This window comes from Variovorax sp. P4_D9 (genome assembly GCF_056401695.1).
Genome location: NZ_JBFUIU010000021.1, coordinates 12,633 through 31,343 on the forward strand (window position 1 = coordinate 12,633; position 18,711 = coordinate 31,343).

18 protein-coding genes and 2 pseudogenes are annotated in these 18,711 nt (G+C 63.5%); 8 read left to right on the forward strand and 12 right to left on the reverse strand.

The window, feature by feature from the left end:
* Positions 1-73 precede the first annotated feature (73 nt).
* Positions 74-265 (forward strand): annotated as a pseudogene (locus AC1DY5_RS04210) (IS1380-like element ISCARN34 family transposase); the annotation flags it as partial.
* Between the two features lie 235 nt (positions 266-500).
* Here AC1DY5_RS04210 and AC1DY5_RS04215 read toward each other — a convergent pair.
* The 9 genes from AC1DY5_RS04215 to AC1DY5_RS04255 all read right to left on the reverse strand — a co-directional run bounded on the left by AC1DY5_RS04215 (position 501) and on the right by AC1DY5_RS04255 (position 8,489).
* Complete coding sequence (locus tag AC1DY5_RS04215) at positions 501-1,490, reverse strand: Bug family tripartite tricarboxylate transporter substrate binding protein (RefSeq protein ID WP_478108870.1); 990 nt, start codon at positions 1,488-1,490, stop codon at positions 501-503.
* Positions 1,491-1,644: 154 nt separating this feature from the next.
* Positions 1,645-2,712, reverse strand: a complete 1,068-nt coding sequence (gene dmpG, locus AC1DY5_RS04220) for a 4-hydroxy-2-oxovalerate aldolase (protein WP_478108872.1) — start codon at positions 2,710-2,712, stop codon at positions 1,645-1,647.
* A 10-nt stretch (positions 2,713-2,722) separates the two neighbouring features.
* The gene (locus AC1DY5_RS04225; protein WP_478108874.1) at positions 2,723-3,676 is read right to left on the reverse strand and encodes an acetaldehyde dehydrogenase (acetylating); all 954 of its coding nucleotides are present in this window, start codon (positions 3,674-3,676) and stop codon (positions 2,723-2,725) included.
* The gene (locus tag AC1DY5_RS04230) at positions 3,669-3,875 is read right to left on the reverse strand and encodes a 4-oxalocrotonate tautomerase (RefSeq protein ID WP_478108875.1); all 207 of its coding nucleotides are present in this window, start codon (positions 3,873-3,875) and stop codon (positions 3,669-3,671) included. Before AC1DY5_RS04230 ends, AC1DY5_RS04225 begins: the two co-directional genes overlap by 8 nt.
* Before the next feature lie 7 nt (positions 3,876-3,882).
* Positions 3,883-4,656 (reverse strand): 2-keto-4-pentenoate hydratase, encoded by a 774-nt coding sequence (locus AC1DY5_RS04235; protein ID WP_478108876.1) that lies wholly within the window; start codon positions 4,654-4,656, stop codon positions 3,883-3,885.
* A complete protein-coding gene (locus tag AC1DY5_RS04240; protein WP_478108877.1) occupies positions 4,653-5,372 on the reverse strand; it encodes a 2-keto-4-pentenoate hydratase in 720 nt (239 codons plus the stop codon). Before AC1DY5_RS04240 ends, AC1DY5_RS04235 begins: the two co-directional genes overlap by 4 nt.
* A gap of 71 nt (positions 5,373-5,443) precedes the next feature.
* A complete protein-coding gene (locus tag AC1DY5_RS04245) occupies positions 5,444-6,913 on the reverse strand; it encodes a 2-hydroxymuconic semialdehyde dehydrogenase (protein WP_478108878.1) in 1,470 nt (489 codons plus the stop codon).
* On the reverse strand, positions 6,910-7,608 hold the full coding sequence (locus tag AC1DY5_RS04250; RefSeq protein ID WP_478108880.1) for a class II aldolase/adducin family protein: 699 nt from the start codon (positions 7,606-7,608) through the stop codon (positions 6,910-6,912). Before AC1DY5_RS04250 ends, AC1DY5_RS04245 begins: the two co-directional genes overlap by 4 nt.
* Positions 7,605-8,489, reverse strand: a complete 885-nt coding sequence (locus tag AC1DY5_RS04255; RefSeq protein ID WP_478108883.1) for a VOC family protein — start codon at positions 8,487-8,489, stop codon at positions 7,605-7,607. Before AC1DY5_RS04255 ends, AC1DY5_RS04250 begins: the two co-directional genes overlap by 4 nt.
* Before the next feature lie 81 nt (positions 8,490-8,570).
* Between AC1DY5_RS04255 and AC1DY5_RS04260 the strand changes: the two genes are divergently transcribed.
* Positions 8,571-9,539, forward strand: a complete 969-nt coding sequence (locus AC1DY5_RS04260; protein ID WP_478108885.1) for a LysR family transcriptional regulator — start codon at positions 8,571-8,573, stop codon at positions 9,537-9,539.
* A 536-nt stretch (positions 9,540-10,075) separates the two neighbouring features.
* Here AC1DY5_RS04260 and AC1DY5_RS04265 read toward each other — a convergent pair.
* Both AC1DY5_RS04265 and AC1DY5_RS04270 read right to left on the reverse strand, forming a co-directional pair.
* On the reverse strand, positions 10,076-10,216 hold the full coding sequence (locus AC1DY5_RS04265; RefSeq protein ID WP_478108888.1) for a hypothetical protein: 141 nt from the start codon (positions 10,214-10,216) through the stop codon (positions 10,076-10,078).
* A gap of 14 nt (positions 10,217-10,230) precedes the next feature.
* Positions 10,231-10,656 (reverse strand): hypothetical protein, encoded by a 426-nt coding sequence (locus tag AC1DY5_RS04270; RefSeq protein ID WP_478108890.1) that lies wholly within the window; start codon positions 10,654-10,656, stop codon positions 10,231-10,233.
* A gap of 11 nt (positions 10,657-10,667) precedes the next feature.
* Here AC1DY5_RS04270 and AC1DY5_RS04275 point away from each other — a divergent pair, with 11 nt between their 5' ends.
* The 6 genes and pseudogenes from AC1DY5_RS04275 to AC1DY5_RS04300 all read left to right on the forward strand — a co-directional run bounded on the left by AC1DY5_RS04275 (position 10,668) and on the right by AC1DY5_RS04300 (position 17,400).
* A complete protein-coding gene (locus tag AC1DY5_RS04275) occupies positions 10,668-11,642 on the forward strand; it encodes a LysR family transcriptional regulator (RefSeq protein ID WP_478108892.1) in 975 nt (324 codons plus the stop codon).
* Between the two features lie 504 nt (positions 11,643-12,146).
* Positions 12,147-13,181 carry a CDP-6-deoxy-delta-3,4-glucoseen reductase gene (locus AC1DY5_RS04280; RefSeq protein WP_478108894.1) on the forward strand — a complete coding sequence of 345 codons (1,035 nt, stop codon included), beginning with the start codon at positions 12,147-12,149 and terminating at the stop codon, positions 13,179-13,181.
* Positions 13,182-13,194: 13 nt separating this feature from the next.
* Entirely contained in the window at positions 13,195-13,728 is a 534-nt protein-coding gene (locus tag AC1DY5_RS04285) for a VOC family protein (RefSeq protein ID WP_478108896.1), read from the forward strand.
* Positions 13,722-14,615 (forward strand): fumarylacetoacetate hydrolase family protein, encoded by an 894-nt coding sequence (locus AC1DY5_RS04290; protein ID WP_478108898.1) that lies wholly within the window; start codon positions 13,722-13,724, stop codon positions 14,613-14,615. The genes AC1DY5_RS04285 and AC1DY5_RS04290 overlap by 7 nt, the downstream gene beginning before the upstream one ends.
* Before the next feature lie 83 nt (positions 14,616-14,698).
* Positions 14,699-16,317, forward strand: a pseudogene (locus AC1DY5_RS04295) (Tn3 family transposase); the annotation flags it as partial.
* A gap of 843 nt (positions 16,318-17,160) precedes the next feature.
* A complete protein-coding gene (locus AC1DY5_RS04300; protein ID WP_478108899.1) occupies positions 17,161-17,400 on the forward strand; it encodes a hypothetical protein in 240 nt (79 codons plus the stop codon).
* Positions 17,401-17,448: 48 nt separating this feature from the next.
* Here the strand turns inward: AC1DY5_RS04300 and AC1DY5_RS04305 are convergent.
* The coding region (locus tag AC1DY5_RS04305) for a hypothetical protein (protein WP_478108902.1) at positions 17,449-18,711 on the reverse strand (1,263 nt) is incomplete at its 5' end.

Genomic DNA, 18,711 nt, shown 5'->3' on the forward strand with positions numbered 1-18,711 from the left:
GATTTCGGTAAGCGCCAGACCGGTGCGTGGGCGTTGATGGTGCTGTTTCAAACGCGTGATCTGGTTCTTCGCAATGCGCCCCTTCATCGTCAAGCAACTCGACTGTGACCTGACGCCGGTGGCCGGCCTGGCGCTGGTCGGACATCATCTGAATCGACTCGCACCGGTGTTCAAGCAACTCGATGGTGCATTGCCCGTGAAGAATGGCGTTGCCATCAGCGACATCCTGCGCAGCTACCTGGGCCTGCTGGTGCAAGGAAAGTCCCGTGCATCGCCCTTGAGCGCTCGCAACGACCCCTCGCGCGCCCGCGCATAGGCCTTTTGCAACGCCGCAGGCTCAGTCCATGCACCCGCGTGGCCTCGCCTTGCGTCATGCCACCTCGCACCGCCAGCACCACCTGCCGGCACAAGTGCGCTTGCGTCGCCCAATCAAGTTTGCGTCCATCGATTTTCATCAACCCTTAGCGCACTACCGCACTATTTGGTGCACAGGTCAGTAACTATTCCGGCTTGATGTTCAGCTTGTCGAGAACACCCTGCCAGGTCCTGCGATCGTCGTCGATGTACGTCGCGAGTTGCTCCGGCGTGCCGGGACGAGGATAGGTGCCGAGTTCCCGCGACTTGGCAACCACATCCGACAACAGCAAAGCTTCGCCGATGTCCTTGTTGAGCTTGGCGAGAATGGCGGGGTCGACACCCTTCTTCGCAATCACAGCGAACCAACCAAAGGCTACGGCGCCTGGCACCGTGTCTTTCGCAAGTGGAAACTTCTCCAGGCCAAGCTCGACCCGGTCGCTCATCGAGGCCAGCACGCGCATCTTGCCGCCCTGCACATTTCCGGCGACAACGTTGTAGGTCTCAACCATCATCTTGGTTTGACCGCCGAGCGTCGCCTGCATAGCTTGGGCACCGCCTGGGTAGTGCACTTCCAGGAACTGGGCGCCCGACTGGAGACCGAGCAGCGCGGATGCGAGATGCGGCGCGGTTCCACGGCCGTTGTCGGCGACTTCGATCCCTTGCGGCTTGGTCTTCGCGGCGGAAATGAACTCGCCAAGCGTCTTGTAGGGCGAGTCGCTCGGAACAGCCAGCATGAACGGCGCAACTGCCGCCAGCGTCACCGGCACGAAATCGCGATTGAAGTCGTAGCTCACGCCCTTGATTGTGCTTGGAGCTACCGAGATTGCAGAGCCTTGTACGAAGCCGAAGGTGGTTCCGTCCGTGGGGCCGGTGAGGATACTATTCATGCCGATCACACCGCTGCCGCCGGGCTTGTTGTCGATGACGACCGCTTGCCCCCACTTTTCAGTGAGCTTGACGCCCACAAAGCGAATCAACACATCGGGCGCTGATCCGGCGGGAAATGGCACCACGAAACGCACGGGCTGGCTCGGCCACTTCGAGGCAGCGGACTGCGCCTGCGCCGCGGGGATCGCCGCGACCATCGAGATCGTCAGCGCCAGAAGCGATAGGCGAACGCTCATCTGTTTCATAGAAGTCTCCTTGTCATTCTCTGTGGTCACATGCAGCACTGGATTTGCGTACGCCGTGCTGTCGAGCTTCAAGACACCTATCCGTTCGTCGGGCACGGACAGCCCTGCCGCCGCGCCAAACGGCACTTCGGTGAGTACGCGAAAAATCGTGGAGTCAGCCAGCCTCACTCATGACTGGCGCCTGATGGATACGCTCGTGCTCCATGCCCTTCAGCAGATCGAGCGCCACATCGACGATCATGTCCTCTTGGCCGCCCACCATGCGGCGCCGTCCCAGTTCGACAAGGATGTCGACGGTCTTCAGGCCATATTTCTTGGCGGCCACTTCCGAATGCCGCAAGAAGCTCGAATACACGCCCGCATAGCCCAGCGCCAGCGTCTCGCGATCCACGCGCACGGGTCGGTCCTGCAGCGGACGGACGATGTCGTCGGCCGCGTCCATCAGCTTATACAGATCCGTGCCATGGTTCCACCCAAGGCGCGTGGCCGCCGCGATGAATACCTCGAGCGGAGCGTTGCCTGCACCTGCACCCATACCGGCCAGGCTTGCGTCCACGCGATCGCAACCTTCTTCCACTGCGGCGATGCTGTTGGCCACGCCCAGACTCAGGTTGTGGTGCGCATGCATTCCCGTCTGCGTCTCAGGTTTGAGCACGTCCTTGAAAGCACGGAACCGGTCGCGCACATCGTTCATGCTCAACGCGCCGCCCGAGTCCACGACATAACAGCAAGTTGCACCGAAGCTTTCCATCAGCTTTGCCTGCTGCGCCAACGCTTGCGGCGTGGTCATGTGGCTCATCATGAGGAAGCCCACGGCCTCCATCCCGAGGTGGCGGGCATATTCGATGTGCTGCTTCGAGATGTCGGCCTCAGTGCAGTGCGTGGCAACGCGAACGACGCGCGCGCCAGCGTCATAGGCAGCCTTGAGGTCGTGCACCGTACCGATGCCCGGCAGTAGCAGCGTCGCGATCTTGGCGTGCTCGATCACGCTGGCCACCGCTTCGATCCACTCCACGTCGGTGTGGGCGCCGAAGCCGTAGTTGAAGCTGCCGCCCTGCATGCCATCTCCGTGGGCGACCTCGATGGAATCGACCCTGGCCTCGTCGAGCGCCTTGGCGATCTGCTTGGCCTGCTCGACGCTGTACTGGTGGCGGATGGCATGGCTGCCGTCGCGCAGCGTCACATCAGAGATGTAGATCTTCTTGTTTACGTCGTGGCTCATTGCAGTTTCCTCAAACAGATACGGCGTCGAGCATCCGCTCGGCCATCGATTCGGCGGTACGCAGAGCCGCGCTGGTCATGATGTCCAGGTTGCCCGCGTACGCGGGTAGGTAGTGCGCAGCGCCTTCCACCTCCAGGAAGACGGAGGTCTTGAGCCCGTGCATGCGCGCACCCACTCCTGGGATTCGGATCGGGCGGTCGGCTTCGATCCGGTCGAACTGGACTTTCTGCTTGAGGCGATAGCCCGGAACATAGGCCTGTACATCGGCAGCCATGCGCTTCACCGATGCGGCAATCTTGTCCTCGTCAGCGAATTCGCTGAGCGTGTAGACCGTGTCGCGCATCATCAGCGGCGGCTCCGCCGGATTCAGAACGATGATGGCCTTGCCTTTGGCGGCGCCACCCACCACTTCGATCGCCYTTGACGTGGTCTCCGTAAACTCATCGATATTGGCGCGTGTTCCGGGACCGGCGCTCTTGCTGGAAATGCTGGCGACGATCTCGCCATAGTGGACCTTGGCCACGCGCGAGACAGCTGCGACCATCGGAATGGTGGCCTGACCGCCGCAGGTGACCATGTTGACATTGGGTGCGTCCAGATGCGCCAGGCCGTTGACCACGGGAATACAGTAGGGACCGATCGCCGCGGGCGTCAGGTCGACCAGGCGAATCTCTGGCCTGAGTTTGCGCAGGAAGGCATCGTTCTTGACGTGTGCGCCAGCCGACGTTGCATCGAAGACGATGTCAATGTCCGCGAAGACGGGCAGACGCGAGAGGCCCTCCACGCCTTCGTGGGTCGTGGCCACACCCATGCGCAATGCACGCGCTAAGCCATCGGAGGCGGCGTCGATGCCGACCATCGCACCCATTTCAATGTGCCGGCCGTGGCGCAGGATCTTGATCATCAAGTCCGTGCCGATGTTGCCGCTGCCGATGATGGCCGCCTTCAACTTTCGATCAGCCATGATGCACCTCCTTCACGAGGACGCTTTTGGGCACACCGCCCACCCCCCAATGTGCCGCCGGCACTTCCTGTAGGATCACTCGCACGGACTCGCGCGGCGCAGAGGTGGCTTCGACAGCAGCGTCGGTGAGCCCTCGGATCAAGGCGGTCTTGGCCTCGGCACTACGGCCTTCTATTAGGGTGACCTGGATCAATGGCATGTTTGCCTCATTCGGTTGTGTTGAATTCGACGCGACCGAGTCCTTGCATCTCGAGCGCGATGTGCTGGTTGGGCTCGAGGGCTTCGGCAGCGGTGGCGCCGCCGGCCATCACAAGCCACCCTGATTCCAACGGTTCTCCCGCGCCGGCACTCAACCGCGCGGCAGCGACGAGCGAGCGCAGGGGATTGCCCAGGATTCCCGCCGTGCTTCCGACCTGGCGCGCCATCCCATTGATCGACAGGATGAGGCCCAGGTTGCTGAAGTCCTGCCGCGGATCGCACCACGGTCCGATCACGTATCCTGACGAAGACGCGTTGTCGGCAATGACGTCTTCCAGCGAGAAGCGGAAATTCTCAAAACGGGAATCGATGATCTCGAGCGCTGGCGCAATCGCGATCACGGCGTCGAGCGCCTGCGCGAGGCTGGCGCCCGCGGGCAGAGGCTTGCCAAGGAGGAAGGCCAGTTCGGGCTCCACACGCGGATGGACGAACCTGCTCAGCGACACCTGCCCACCGTCCTGCTCGGCCATTGCTTCAGTGAGTCGGCCCCAGATCATGTCGTGGACGCCCATCTGGACCATCTTGGCGCGGCTGGTGAAGCCCATCTTGACGCCAGTGCGCCGTTCACCGCGCTCAAGGCGTTGGGCGATCGATCCGCGCTGGATCTCGTAGGCGTCATCGACACCGACCGCCTCTTCCTGCGCGAACTGCGCGATGGGCTTGGCGTGGAGAGCGGCTGCGTCGACCCGTTGTGCCAAAGTTGCAATGCGTTGCTGGTTCACTTCTTCTGCTCCTCGAACACTGCGCGTACCGAACCAAGGCCCTGGATGCGGGCTTCGAAAACATCACCGGGGTTGACGGGAACCATCGGCCCCAGCGCGCCGGTGAGCACGACGTCGCCTGCCTTCAGTCCGCGACCCAATTCGGCCATCTTGTTGGCGAGCCACAGTGCCGCATTGAGTGGGTGGCCCAGGCATGCAGCCCCTGCTCCCAGGCTGACCTGTTCTCCTTTGCGCTCCATGACCATGCCTGCCAAACGCAGGTCCAGGCCGTCCAGGCGCACGGGGGTGTTGCCGAGCACAAATGACCCGCTCGAGGCGTTGTCTGCCACGGTGTCGACGAAGCGGATGTTCCAGTCGACGATGCGACTACCCACGATCTCTATGGCGGGCAGCGCGAAGGCAACACCCCGTAGCATCTGGGCCATCGAGATGCCCGGTTCGAGCAAGTCGTGCTCCATGACCAATGCAACCTCTGCCTCGACCTTGGGCTGCATCAATGTGGACCAGCGCACAGGCTCGCCGTCCGCGACGGCCATGTCGGCGAACAGCATCCCATAGTCCGGCTGGTCAACGCCGAGCTGCTTCTGCACCGCTTTCGCAGTGAGGCCAATCTTCCGACCGACCAGTTCCGCTCCGCCTTGCAGCTTGCGCTGAGTGTTGATCTCTTGGACGGCGTAGGCCTCTTCAGGGCCGAACCCGGGAAAGGTCTCCCTCATCGGCGCGATCGCCTTGCCACTTGCTGCCGCGCTCCACAGCGATTCCGCTGCCGCTTCGATGTCTCGTGCACTCATTGCGCCGCCCCGTTGAACTTGATGCAAACGTTGGATAGCTCGGTATAGAACTCGAGCGAGTGAACACCTCCCTCGCGGCCAATGCCGGATGCACCGGAGCCGCCGAATGCGGTGCGTAGGTCCCGAAGGAACCAGGTGTTGACCCACACGACGCCGACCTTCAGCGCAGCAGCGAATCTGTGCGCCCTGTCGACGTCCTGCGTATAGACCGATGCGGCCAAGCCGTAGCGCGTGTCGTTCGCCATCTGCAGTGCTTCCGATTCATGGTCGAACGGAATCACGCAGCAGCAGGGGCCAAAGATCTCTTCGCTGGCCACGCGCGAGCCGTGCGGCAGACCTGTCCACACAGTCGGCTCGATCCACGCGCCACCCTTGAGCGCGGCTGGTACTTTCGGCACGCCGCCGCCGTGGACCACCGTCGCGCCCTCATCCCTCGCCAAGGCGTAGTAGCCCAGGACCTTCGCCTGATGCTCGGCCGAAACAAGGGGTCCGAAATTGGCTTCGGCGTCGTCAGGCCTGCCCGGCTTCAAGCGCGCCGCCGCGGCAGCCAATCGCTGCACGACGGCATCGAAAATCGGGCGTTGCACGTACACCCGCTCCGTGCCAAGACAGACCTGGCCCGAGTTCTCGAAGACCGAGCGGGTCAGTCCGGCGAGGGTGACGTCCAGGTCCGCATCCGAAAAAACCACTGCGGCGTTCTTACCACCGAGCTCCATCGACACGGGCTTGATGCCGTCAGAAGCGGCTCGCATGATAGCGGCACCCGTGCGCGTCTCTCCGGTGAAGGTGATGGCATCGATGTCCGGATGCGTCGTGAGGTATTCGCCGGCAGAGTCAGGCCCAAACCCGTGGACCACGTTGTAGACACCCTTGGGAATGCCCACGGCGTTCATGACTTCACCCAACAGCGCCGCCGTGGCGGGCGTTTCCTCCGATGGTTTGACGACGACGGTGTTGCCGCAAGCAAGTGCGGGTCCGACCTTCCATGTCATCAGCAGCAGCGGCAGGTTCCATGGGCACACCACGGCCACGACGCCCTTTGGCCGCCTCGATGCATAGTTCAACGCGGGCTTGCCATCCGGCGCGTGGCTGGCGAAGCTCTCCGTCGGCACATTGCGCACCACATCCGCAAACACGCGGAAGTTCGCCGCGCCTCGCGGGATGTCGAGATGCGATGCCAGCGAGCGCGGCTTGCCGGTGTCTGCCACTTCGGCGGCAATGAAGTCATCCGCGCGGCGATCGATCTCTGCCGCAAGCGCATACAGCAAGTCACAGCGTTGTGCGAGCTTGAGGGAGCCCCAAGGGCCATTGAGCGCCTCACGCGCTGCGCGCACCGCGTCGTCCACATCCTCGCGAGCGGCCTCGCTGACCTTGTCGATGAGTGAGCCGTCGACGGGGTTGATGTCGTCGAACGTCCGGCCGCCGCGCCCCTCGCGGTATTCGCCGTTGATGAAGTTCAGAATCACGCTTGTGCCTCCTGGAAGTTGATCTCTGGGTCCCCCGCGCTCAGGTACTCCCACATTCGCTCGAAAATGCCACCGGCATCGGTGGCTCGCCGTTCGCGCTCGGCCACATCGAGCACGACCGATTCGTCCTGCAAGCCGGCAGCCAGCACGGCAAGCTCGATCCGCGCCGCATCCTCGAGATACCAGGTGAGCACCACCGCCTTGGCCAGCGAGTCGCTCGTGACCAGCACGCCATTGCCGCGCATCACGATTGCGTTGGCGCTTCCCATCGCATCGATCACCGAGGCCGCCCGTTCATCGTCCCGCACGAGTTGCGGGTCGTCCCACAAGGCCGCACCGGAACCAAAGTAGGCGCCCATCCCATGGCGGGTCCGGGGCGTGCGCCGCGCGGTGCCAAGCGCCATGAGCAAAGGCGGCATCGTGCGGGTCACGGCGTGAACGTGCGCGTGGCGTCGATAGATCTCCTGGTGCAATCGAACCTCACCCAGCACGCCTGTCGGCAAGGCCCCGGTCACAGGCACGACGGTGCCCGGCTCGCCGCGTCCAATCAGGCCCATCGGCCGCGACGCACAGACCAGGAAGTTACCCTTGTCGAGGCGGACGCTGCAGTGGCCATAGGCGTGTGCCAGGCCATGACGCGCCAACGCGCGGGCAGCAATGCGCAGTTCGCGCTGAGCGGCTGGAGCGGCGTTCAAGGTCGTGCCCCCTGGGCGGTGTCGCGAAACTCGGCGATGTCAGGCACGGCCCCCCACATGCAGAACGATTCGTTTCCACGAGGAAATTGCCGCGGCTGGTAAGTCTGCTCCTCTTCCGCGGAGATCATGCGCACGCCGGTGGAGTACTCGAAGATCATTCCGTCCGGTCCGTAAAAGTAGAGGAACCGCGCGCCGGAGGTCGGGTGGCGACCCGGACCGAATGCGATCCGGATCCCTTTCTTTTGGAGCATGTACCAGGCGCGCATGATGTCGTCCACGCTCTCGACCTGGTGATTTATGTGTTGCACGCCCGAGCGGGTCGCCGGGAACATTGCAAGCTTGTGATGCACGTCGTCGATCCGCAGCAGTGGCGCATCGCCAATGCGGTCACTCACGCGCGCCCCGAGCACCTGGGTCCAGAACCGTTCGTCGCGCCGGGCGTCGGTCGTGCACAGCCCGACATGGCTGAAGCCCGTGATTCCGGCATCCCGAGACGGAAAGTAACGGCGCCCGCTATGGTGGGGGCCAAGCACGAGATCGATCTTGTTGCCGGTGGGATCCCTGAAGTGGATGAAGCTCTGCACGTGGCGTTGCTCGCATTCGTCTGCGGAACCGCGGCGAACCTCGACACCGGCGTTGCTGAGTTCCGCAGCGGCCGCGTCCAGTTCATCGGGGGTTCGCAGCTCGAAGCCCACCGTGTGGTCCGCCGGATCGCCGTCGAAGTACACCAGGGTGTGATCGCGACTGTCGCTGCGGAAGTATGAGGCTCCCGCCTCCTGCCGTGCCCGCTCCAGGCCGAGCACCTCACGCGCAAAGAGGTCCGTCTGGTCACGCTGCCGGGTTCCGAGCCGCACGTAACGAATATCGAGTAGGTTGATCACGGTATGTCTCCTTTTGCTGGGGCTGCCGACACTGTAGAAAAATGGAAGACATTCCGGAAATGAAAAAATAGAATCCGTGATATGTCTTCGACACATATCAAATCAGGCCACCCCTCTCGTCTCCTGTCTCGGCAGGTCGATCTCAACCTGCTCGAACTGTTCGAGACGGTCTATCGCATGCGAAACCTGACCGCGGCCGGATCGCAGCTCGGCCTGAGCCAGCCGGCGGTCAGCCGCGGCCTCGGGCGGCTTCGGGAAATGTATGGAGATGCGTTGTTTGTCCGGCAACAGCGCGGCGTTGTGCCGACACCCTTTGCTGACTCGTTGGTGTCTCCCGTGAGCTCAGCGCTCGAGATCCTCCGCTCCACCGTCACCCGGCCTACGTTCAGTCAAAGCGAGGAGGCACGCACGTTCAGGGTCGCGATGAGCGACATCGGCGAGCGACTGTTTCTTCCACGCCTGATGCGACACTTGGCCGAGGTGGCCCCGCAGGTCACTATCGAGGCCGTTTCGCCGAGCCAGGGCGAGCTGTTCGACGGGCTGGCGTCGGGCCAGGTCGATCTCGCGGTGGGCTATCTCGGCGACCTGGGCAAGCAGATGCACCAGCGCCGTCTGTTTCGCGAACGATTCGTGTACGTCGCCCGCAAAGATCACCCCAGCGTCAAGGGCAACCTGCGCCGCGACCAGCTGCGGGAACTGCCGCATGTGGTTGCCGGCCCCGAAGGAATGCAGCACGCCGCCGCCGTAGAGAAAGTGCTGTCAGGAACCCGCGTCAAGGCAAAAGTGGCACTGAGAGTCCACAGCTTCCTCTGCGTGGGACCTATCGTCGCGAGCACCAACTTGATTGGCGCGGTGCCCAGCAACCTTGGGGCGATGGTCGCCGCCCATATGCAGTTGCAGCTCGTAGAGCCGCCGGTGCAGTTTCCGGCTTTCGATGTGTCGATGACGTGGCACCAAAGATACCATCGCGACCCCGGCAGTGAGTGGTTGCGCAGCGTGTTCGTCACCCTGTTCGATTCCTTGAGGGTGCCCTTCGAGAGCGAAGCGTAGGCGGCTTCGAGGTCGAGGGAGCAAGGGATTGAAATCCACCCCGCCCTGTAGGACGAGGATTCCTGCTGAGGCGCGCTGCGCGTTGCGCACGGCCTGCCTCTTCGGTGGGTTCCTGCTTCGCCGGGGCTGCGCGCTTCGTCCTTGCGGACGCCGCGCGTCTGATCACCCCTCCACAGGCAGCGGGCGTCGTTGTTGAAGCCCATACCTGCTTTCCTTCCCCGCCCTGAAGGACGAGGCGATCAGTCCGTACAGGGTGAGCGTCGACGCAGCCGCTTCCCGCGCACGCGATTGCGCTTCCGACTCCGCCCGGCGCACGTCTTGATCCGGCGCGGTGGAGGGTCCGCTACGCTGGGCGACTGCCCCCAGGCGGCTACTGCCACAACATACGCCGCACTCGCCGCTAGCGATCTTGTTCGCATCTGATCTGGTCTCCTCGTTACCTGTTGAAAAAAGGCTTCCCGCCGAGGCCGAATCGGCCTCGGCGGGAAAGGAAGAAAAGGTGAAAGCGCGCGGCGCCTGGCGGCCGGCGCGTCAGGTCAGTTGGCCTCGCATTGAGCTGCGTAGGCGTCCGAATCCACGATTGGGAACACCTTCTCGCGGAAGGCGATCGGCCCGATGGCGTTCATCACGTTGGTGAGCAGCGTGCCGGTGACAATCTGCACGCCATCCTTCTTCACCAGCTTTTCGAGCCCTACTTTCCGGTGTCCGGGCTCTGCTGGTCGCCGGCGACGATGATTTCGGTCTCCAGCCCGCCAAGCCGGCCGCGTGTCTGCTTGAAGCCGAGCTGGAAGCCGTCTTGCATTTCCACGGCCAAACCGCTGCGCGGCGTGCGTGTAACCGGTTGTCTCCTAGTGTTTTGTGTGCGGTGGAATTCTTGCGGGTCGCGGGCTCGGCGGCCAATTGCAAATCGGAATTCGCGAGATTCGCCGCCGTGATAGCAGCCCTCCGATCCGCTGGTTAAGCCATGTGCGCGCCACGCCAAGCCGCAAACGCGCGCATTCCCATCATTTGCTGCGGTGTTCGAGGAGAGTCTGCCAGCGGATCTACCGGAACCCGGGGCCACTACCGATTCCTTCGCGTCGAGGGTCACCATAGAGTTGCGGAAGAACAGCACCATCTGCCTCACCCATGAGTACTCCCCGAGTCGATCTCAACCTTCTGCTGGTTTTCGAAGCCGTTCTCGAGACGAAGAGCACGACCCTTGCGGGTGCGCACCTTGGCCTCACGCAATCGGCCGTCAGCAACGCCCTGAACCGGCTTCGCTCGGCATTGGGCGACCCGCTGTTCGTGCGCACCTCCGAGGGCATGATGCCGACACCGCGGGYGACCGAGATCAGCCTGCCGGTGAAGGACTCGATCGAACGAATCCGTGAGGCGTTGGGATATGCCTCGGAGTTCGATGCCCCGCATTCGGACCGGACATTCCGGATCTACATGACCGACGTCGGTCAAATGGTGCTGCTGCCGCCAGTGCTGGAGCACATCATGGCGGAAGCGCCACAGGTCAAGATCGAGACGGTCCAGGCCACTACGCTTCGGCAACGCGAGGCGGATATGAGCAGCGGCGAGGTCGATCTTGCTGTCGGATACTTCGAGGACTTTGAAGGGCCGTTTCACGGTCAATCGCTGTTTCGGGAGCACTATGTCTGCGTGGTCAGGGCCGATCACCCGCTGATCGGCGACGAACTGACCCTTCAACAGTTCGCGACATTGCGGCACGCTGTCTACCACCCCTCGGGTGGAGGGCATGCGCATCAGGAGCAGACCATCGATGCGGCGATCAGGGCTCAGGGAGTACGGCGCCACGTGACACTGCGTGCCACTCACTTCCTCGGCTTTACCCGCATGCTGCGCTCGACGGACATCATCACCACGCTGCCCAGCCGCCTCGCCGCGGCGTGTGCTGCAATGACGCCGGTACGCATCTTCATGCCACCGCTGGAGATTCCGACGTTCGAGATCGCGCAGTTCTGGCACAAGCGTTTCCATCAGGACTCGGGCAACCGCTGGCTGCGTCGCCTTTTTGCCCGTCATCACGCCATGCTGGGCCCGAATGACCAGCCGCCAGCCGAACTCGACCTGAGCCCGGAGGAGATCCCCTGATGCGAAAGAGGCCATGGCTCGATCTGCGCTGTGCCGACGCAATCCCGCGCATGGCGGCGACCGCGGCGGCCATGGTCTTGACGTAGTCAGGCTCCATGCTGGCGCGGAGTTCGTGCTCCTCACGACGCGACATCCGCCAACTGCAGCGCAGAATTTACGCGCACCACCAGGTCGTCGTACGCTCCCGTGAACTCTTCGACAATGAGTCAGTCGACTCGCCCGACAAGCGCAGGAACGTGATGCGCTTCAGTGCACGGAGGGTCACCCGCTCGCAGGCCCGCTGGCCCCTGAACTCGATCTCGCGGACGATGCTCGCGTCTGACTGATTCGGCGAATTGCCTCCATTTGCGCCGCATGGGAAAGCCCTGGGGCTGCACACATTCACGCCTTGAATTGGCCAAATTTACGCAAGTCGTTGGCCCCGGCGCGAAACCCTCGCTAACCTTGTTGCACGCGGCGCCCGGAGACAAGGCCTGCCGCATGGATCTGAGGAATCGGCCGTTCATGAACCACACCATCACATTGAAGCCCAGCGGTCGATCGTTCGCCTGCGACAGTCACGCCGAGGTCCTCCGCGCGGGACTTGCCGCGGGTCTCTTCATGCCCTACAGCTGTCGCTCGGGTGTTTGCAATACCTGCCGCGGTCGCGTGCTGGATGGGCGTGTCGACTGGGGCGGTGTGCACCCCAAATACCTGTCCGCCGAGGACAAGGCGAGAGGCTTCGCGCTGCTCTGCCAGGCGCGGCCTCTGTCGGACCTGACCGTCGAGGTCGACGAGATCGATGCCGGTGACGCGATCCGCTCGAAATTCATGCCGGCGCGCGTGCTGAAGATGGAGCCTGCCGCGCCAGACGTGATGATCACGACGCTGGGCCTGCCGATGAACGAGCCGACACTGTTCCGAGCCGGGCAGTACGTGGAGATCATCAGCGCCGGCGGCTTGCGCCGAAGCTACTCCATTGCGTCGGCGCCCAGCAACGACGGCGTGCGCCAAATCGAGCTGCACATCCGCCATTTGCCCGGGGGCGCGTTCACCGACCGCCTGTTCGGCGCGATCCAACCGCGCGACGTGCTGAAGGTGGAGTTCCCGCTTGGCTCGTTCTTCCTGCGCGAGAAGTGCGACAAGCCGATCATCATGCTGGCTTCCGGCACCGGCTTTGCGCCGATCAAGTCGATCGTGCTTGACAGCCTGCGCCGCGGCCTGACGCGGCCCATCACGCTGTACTGGGGCGGCCGGCGCCGCGAGGACCTGTACATGTTGGATCTGTGCGAGCAGTGGGCGCGCGAGCACCGGCACATCCAGTTCGTGCCGGTGCTGAGCGAGCCGACGCCGGGTTGCGCGTGGCGCGGCAGGACAGGCTTCGTGCACCGCGCGGTGATCGAGGATCACCCAGACCTTTCGGGCTGCCAGGTGTATTCCTGCGGCGCTCCCGTCGTCATCGACTCGGCGCGCCACGACTACACCGCGCACTGCGGTCTGCCAGCCGCCGAGTTCTTCGCAGACTCTTTTCTCACGGCCAAGGAAAAGGCCGCCGCCTAATTCAGGAGAACCCATGCTGCCAACCAACACCCGGGTGCCGGTGCGCACCGAACGGTCCATCGTCAAACCATTCTGCATGAGCCACGGCACGCTCGAGTGCTACGACCTCGTCGCCTCGCGCCGCTTCTACGAGGACTTCCTGGGCTTGGAGTGTGTGCGCCACGGCAAGCCTGCGATGGCGGTGCGCATGGGCATGCGTTTCCACATCATTTGCGTGGAGGTCGGCGCCGAGCTCAAGCCGGTGAACCTCCTGAACCATTGGGGTGTGGATGTGGCCACGCGCGCTGAGGTCGACGAGGCCTACGCCGACGCACTGAAGTACCAGAAGACCTACGGAATCCGCAAGGTCACGCAGCCGGTGGACTCGCACGGCGTCTACTCGTTCTACATCGTCGACCTCGACCACAACTGGTGGGAAATCCAATGGTACGAGAATGGCTTCCAGCACGACGACCTGTTCGACTTCGGCGACCGCTTCGCGATGGCCGACGCCCGCACCTTCGAGATCGAGTCCGAAGTGCAGCTGCGCACGGAGGCAGCATGGTGATCCAGCTGGTCAGCTTCGACACTGCCGAAGGCCGCATGACGGGCATGATGCACGACGGCAAGGTCTATGCGTCGGGCCGCTTCGCCAGCATGCTGGACGTGCTGGACCACTGGGACAGCGCCGGCGCAAAGCTCGCCGAACTCGGCGGCGAACTGCCGCAGCGCACGCCGGTGCCTTCTGCCGTGCTGGCGGCGCCGCTGGTGCCCCGCAACATCTACTTCGCCGGCGCCAACTACAAGGACCACGTGGCCGAGATGAAGAAGCGGCTCGGGCTCCCGCTCGAGGCCAATCCCAAGGAACTGGGCCAAAAGCCCTGGTTCTGCATGAAGGCCACCGGCGCCACCATCGTCGGTCCCGGGGCCACAGTAGCACGACCACAGGGCTCGCCGATGCTCGACTGGGAGCTGGAGCTCGCCGTGGTGATCGGGCAGCGTTGCAGCAACGTGCCGCTCGACCGGGCCTACGAGGTGATTGCCGGCTACACCATCGCCAACGACCTCTCGGCACGCGAGAACGTCGGGCGCGACGGGGTCGCCAACGACTCGCCGTTCAAGTGGGACTGGATCGGCCAGAAGACTTTTGACGGAAGCTGCCCGCTCGGGCCGGCGATCACGCCGCATCGCTTTGTCGGCGACCCCATGGACCTGGACATGAAACTATGGGTCAACGGTGAGCTGATGCAAGACTCGAACACGGGCCAGATGATCTTCGACATCGCCGACCAGGTGTCTCACCTCTCCTCGCGCGTAACACTAGTGCCCGGCGACGTGATCCTCACCGGTACACCCGCGGGCGTGGGCATGGCGCGCAACCGCTTTCTGCGGCCCGGCGATACGGTGAGACACTGGATCGAGAACATCGGCGAGTTCGAGGTCTCGATCCGATGAGTACGCCCACCCATGATCATCAGCGCACGGTGCGGCTGGCCGCCCGCGCTGACCCGCAGCAGGCGGCGCGCCAGCGCGCCCCGAGCCGACGCAGTCAGCAACTGTTTCGCGAAGCCGCCGACCGGGCCCAGGCCAATCGCACGCGATGCGCGACCAGCCTCCTCAAGCAAGCCGCCCAGGCCAGAGCGGTCCTGCACGATGAATCGAGGACGTGGCAGGACCGCGTCCTTCAAGCGCGGCAACTGCTTGCCGAACTCGGCGAGTCGGCCACCGGCAGCTTCGTGTCGCAGGTTCGCAAGGCACTGGCACAGGATGCTCGGCGTGTCCACGCCTGCCTGGCGTCCCTCAACGATCTGGAGTTCAGTGGCCGGGAGGGCGACCTGGGCTTCGAGCAGTGGAAGGCGTGGACCGAATTGCAGGGACAGGGTGTGGTCGAATTCCAGCAGGACGCGCGACTTCCCGACGTCGGTGCCGCATGGCACGGGCTCGTCCACGATCTGGATCCGCGCTCGTGTTACCAGGCCTTGGAAGCCTGCACGATGATGTCRTTGCGCAAGAGCCTGCGCCGCGGCAGCGTCTGGATCGACCACTCACTGAGCTACCGGGAGCGCGACCAGATGCTCATCCCTCCAGYGCAGTGGGCAGCCCAGCRAGACCAGAGTGTCGACCTYSTGGGCMTGCCGAAGTCGTTCCTGGAGCCGTTGCTGGCCAACCTGGTCGCGGGCATTGGTGCCGTCGCCGAGGCGCAGCGCCGAGGCAAGATCGAGATCGGYGCCGACGSCATGCTGCACTTGCCCGCGATCACYGCCCTGGCCGACCAGACCGAGCCGGTGCGCACCCGCGAGACAATCTACAAGCTTGTCGGCAACGTTCAGTTCCCGGACCTGTTGCTGGAGCTGGATGCGGYGACCAATTTCAGCGAAGCCTTGCTCGGTCACCGCGCGCAGTCCGTGGGCGAACTCGTGGCCCTTTACGGCGCGCTGCTGGCCCACAGCACCGACGTCGATGCGAAAGGCGTCGCGTCGATGGTCCCCGGTCTGGAATCGGGCCAGATCTCGGTGGCCATGAGGGCGCTGGAGGGCAGTGGCAGGCTGCGCCGCGCCAATGAACGTGTGGCCGAGTTCCAGAGCCGCGTTCCGATTGCCGCACTATGGGGCGACGGCGACAAGGCATCGGCCGACATGATGTCGCTGGACGCGTCCCGACATCTATGGAATGCCCGGGTTGACCCGCGCAGACGCACCTACGCAGCCGGCATCTACACGCACGTGCGCGACCGATGGGGCATCGTCTATGACCAACCCATCGTGCTCAACGAGCGGCAGGCAGGCGTTGCCATCGAGGGYGTCGAGAAGAACAACCGTGCCGAGGATCGGATCCGGCTGTCGCTCCTTGCCGTAGATACCCATGGGTACACCAATCCTGCGATGGCCATCGCCAAGCTGCTGGGCTTCGACCTGTGTCCGCGTCTTCGTGACTTGGCCGAGCGGAAACTCTACTTGCCGCGCATCTTCTCAGTCCCTGAAGGCCTGGAGGCCGTCACTGTCCGAAGTGTCTCGCGACCGCCATCGAGCGCGGCTGGGACGAGTTGCTGCGTGCGTCCGTCCGATCCGGGCGCGTGTCTGCCACGTTGGCGCTGCAGCGTTTCGGCTCGGCAGCCCAGCGCGATCCGCTGCATCGGGCGGCCGAGCATCTTGGGAAGCGCACCGATTTGCAAGAAAAGTACTACAAGGGCTCGTTTGCTGATTTGATTCTCTCGGGAGGGCGATTTTTCTGCGTGTGAGAAACCGAGCGGTTTCCAGCGGGCAGGCGCTCCAGACTTTGGACACCCCCCCCCCCGACCCCGCCCCCCCTGCGTGCGTCCGCACCAGCAACGCGGACAACAACGACGCGGAGCGCCCGACTCCCGCGCGCCCACTCCTCCCCAACCGTTGCGAGTTGCGGCAGCCTCGCTTTGGCAGTGCGCGGCCATGTTGACCGGAAGTTCCCGACTATCGCCGGCTACGTGGTCCCCTCAACATTAGGGTTGACGACTGTCATACCCAAGCGCTCAATCAATCTTTACCCAACTGGGGGGCGACATGAAAACATCTTCAGTCGCGGCAGTTGTCGCCGGTTGCACACTGGTTCTCGGCTGCGACGGAGCCTCAAGTCTTGTTCGTGAGGGACGGGAATCCGTTTCAAGCTCTGCAGTTGACCGATGCCCAAGACGGATGCATCGCGCCCTATCACGTTTCCTACCTCACTTCGTTCGATGGCGGTGCGTCTAGGGGATGTTGGGTTCGGGAAGGGCTCCACATCCGCACTCACTTTCCGAAACTGGATGACAAGCTCATCCCGCTGGGTGAGTTCCGCCGCACAGCGTTGGCTGAGTACCGGAACGCCTCGATGGACTAGGCAGACCAAGCTCGACGCACCAGGTAGATGAGCGCCCCTGGGTGGCCCGGCGCAGCCTTTTGTCACGTATTCGCGTGGGCAGTTGGAGTATGTTTCCAAGCTTTCCCTCTGGGCTTCGCTGGCCCGTTCTTCCTGAGGAGCGCGAAACATGTCCCGGTATCTGTGCGAACTGAAAAATCTCTTCGTGGAACTGAAGGACCGCTACGGCGACAAGGATGATTCTGTGCTGCAGGTGAAGCACGAGATTGAGGCCGTTGAAGCCGTGGAGTCTCAGCATCAGAGCCTGTTCACCCTTGGCCGTGACCRCTTTCTCGTGAGCGGCGGCAGGCACAGTTGGGAAGGCGTCTCAGGCCTCTTGCACTCAACCCAGCGACCGCCCCCCCTCTAGAGCCGTTGGGGGAAGGCATTGCCAATGCCCGAAGGCTGCGTGCGGTCTTCAGTTGGCCTTCTTCTTGGGACTTCCAACTTTCAGCGGGGACAGCGAATCGAGCGCACTCCGCAGTTGGGTGTCGGGGAGTTGTTGAAGCGCCTGCAGCCCGGCTCGCAGAAGTTCACTCTTCTTGGCGGGCCGCTTGAAACCTAACGCGCGGTCCTTGAGGACGGCAATCAGCCCGAAGTCCTGTTTGGGCATTGTGAAACTGTCACGCACGATCTTGGCTTTGATTTTGACGTCCGGGGACAGCGAATCGAGCGCATTATGCAGTTGGGTGTCGGGGAGTTGTTGAAGCGCCTGCAGCCCGGCTCGCAGAAGTTCATTCTTCTTAACGGGCCGCTTGAAACCTAACGCGCGGCCCTTGAGGACGACAATCAGCCCGAAGTCCTGGTTGGGCATTGTGAAACTGTCGCGCACGAGCTTGGCTTTGATTTTGGCGTCGTTGCGCAAAGCATCGTGCGTGGGTGTGCGGACGGAGGTCGTTGACATCAATTCGTTTGCAATACGAGGTGAGACTGGCGGCGGCGCGACCACGGCCTTCACCGCCTTGGCCTTCGTTGGTCCAGCCTTTTTCGAAGTTGCCTTCTTCGCCGTCATCTTCTTCTGGGGCAGCGCGGCGGCTTTGACGCCGACTTTGGTCGATGCCGCCTTCTTGGGCGATGCTGCCTTCTTGGCCGGTGCCGCCTTCTTGGTCGGTGCCGCCTTCTTGGCCGATGCTGCCTTCTTGGCCGGTGCCGCCTTCTTGGTCGATGCCGCCTTCTTGGTCGATGCCGCCTTCTTGGTCGATGTCGCCTTCTTGGTCGGTGCGGCCTTCTTGGCCGATGCCGCCTTCTTGGTCGGTGCTGCAGTCTTGGCCGGTGCCGCCTTCTTGGATGCCGCCTTCTTGGTCGGTGCTGCCGTCTTGGCCGATGCTGCCTTCTTGGCCGATGCTGCCTTCTTGGCCGGTGCTGCCTTCTTGGTCGGTGCCGCTTTCTTGGCCGGCGTCGCCCTTTCTGCCGAGGACTGAGCGACCACCGATTTTGTCGGCACGGCCGTTCGAGGCGATGGCGTCTTGGCGGCCGGCTCGCTGGTGGCGGCTACTTCGACACTGGGCCACGGCGCCTTGTTGAACTCCAACTCCTCACGAGCCACCAGCACCTCGGCTGGCGGGTTCGATGCCAGTTCCGTTTCGGCAGGGATTGCAGCCTCTGCCGGCGGCTGGACCGACGGACCGACCACTGCCGGCTCGGTTGCGTCGTTGGGCTCGGAAACCGATGGGCCGTTGGT